This is a genomic window from Paraburkholderia sp. GAS32 (assembly GCF_050434225.1).
Taxonomy (GTDB): Bacteria; Pseudomonadota; Gammaproteobacteria; order Burkholderiales; family Burkholderiaceae; genus Paraburkholderia; species Paraburkholderia madseniana.
This window is the reverse complement of record NZ_JBNPVS010000129.1, coordinates 1-1,423: the sequence shown is the minus strand read 5'-3', so window position 1 is coordinate 1,423 and position 1,423 is coordinate 1. Positions and strand designations below refer to the sequence as shown.

At 59.0% G+C, this 1,423-nt stretch carries 1 protein-coding gene and 1 pseudogene; both read right to left on the bottom strand.

The annotated features are described in order from the left end of the window. Positions 1–206: 206 nt before the first annotated feature. Positions 207–1,076 carry a TniB family NTP-binding protein gene (locus tag P3T25_RS48515; RefSeq protein ID WP_429364879.1) on the bottom strand — a complete coding sequence of 290 codons (870 nt, stop codon included), beginning with the start codon at positions 1,074–1,076 and terminating at the stop codon, positions 207–209. 8 nt (positions 1,077–1,084) lie between these two features. Continuing rightward, a pseudogene (locus tag P3T25_RS48510) lies at positions 1,085–1,423 on the bottom strand (Mu transposase C-terminal domain-containing protein); the annotation flags it as partial.

The window sequence follows — 1,423 nt, the reverse complement described above, 5'->3', positions numbered from 1 at the left end:
CGAGTGTTGCGAATCGTTGGAGCGCCGCCTGCGAAATCGGAGGGAAAAGAATCCATCCCGCAGTTCCAAGCAAGGGCAGCGGCTCGCTTGCGCTCATCTCCCACAGCATCGCAACGCTCACCTGATATCGCGCCGCGACACGGCCTAACCAGCCACCGAAGGCTTCTTCGTAGAAAGGCCGAGGGGCAATCGGCCATGGAACTACGCTACGTTGCGACTCGACCGACATGCTCGAGATGCGTGATGCCGATGTATTCGTCGCCGGTGCGAATCGACAGTTCGGCAGCGTTGCTTAGTAACGTGGATATCTCGCCCGTCAATCCACCCGTCGCGCTCAGAACAAATTGAACGATCTCGCGTCGCGCCAGATCCGATGGCTTGCGAAGCGGCAGCACACGTTCGAATGCCGCGAGAAGCCGCCGCAACCCGTCGCTCTCCCGCCACCGTGGAATTTCGAACGGCGTATAACGACTTATCATCTGGGTATCTGTTTGAAGCGCCAGCACCGCGTCGCGGGTGCCGACCAGAACCATGCTGATCTGAAGGTCATTGGCCAGGAACTTGAGGAGGTTCAGCGATGCGCGCTGCTCGCGATACGTGCCCGCCAGTAGATGGTGCACCTCATCAACGACAAGCATGCGGGGCGACACCCGCTTGAGAATCTCGCGAGCTAATCGTTCAAGGGATGCCAGGCCGGCAGCAGCATTATGGGGGGCGCCTAGCTCGAACAGTAAGCCCGAATAGAATCGATGCTGGTCCGGGGTTGGTGGCATCTGCATTGCGACGACCGGACAGCGTTCGACCCCGCGTCGCTCGTCAAACTCGTTGGGATGCGCACGTCGAAACTTGGCCGTGATTTTCGTCTTGCCAATATTCGAATCACCGTGCAAGAGCAGGCACGGCATCCGGTCGCGGCGTGGCGTCTCAAAAAGGCGCTCAAGTTGCTGCAGGGCTTGCGTCGCGCGGGGATAATCGATCCAGCGGTCGCAAAGAAGTCCGAGAATTCTTTCGTCGTTCCCTAACTCGGCCTGCTTTCTGGCGGCCGGTAGCAAATGCGCAAGCGTCCCATCCTTCATGTGTCACCTCACCATTGCTCTACGTCGAAGGCCTGAACTGGCGCGGCGTAATCGACCGTTTCAGCCTGCTGCTCCGTGGTCTCACGCGTGAACGGGACAATCCTGTCGAGTAACTCTTCCAAAGGGACATTTTTTTTGCGTGACCGTCGACGCGCGCGAGCCGTTGTCTGCCTGGCTTTGGAGATCACGCGCCGTTGGTCTTCTATCGTCCTGAAAATTAGCGCTTCCGAGACAGTGTGCTGCCCTTCCGAACGAATGGCTTGCAACGCTGCCCGGTGTTCGGAAAGCGAAATGGCTGGCCGCCTCAAGTCGGCGTAACGGACTTCGAGGTAGTCGCCGCTTCCTGC

What these genes read in the sequence shown, in the direction of transcription:
- P3T25_RS48515 (WP_429364879.1), bottom strand. Translation starts at nt 1,076, where the DNA reads ATGAAGGATGGGACGCTTGCGCATTTGCTACCGGCCGCCAGAAAGCAG.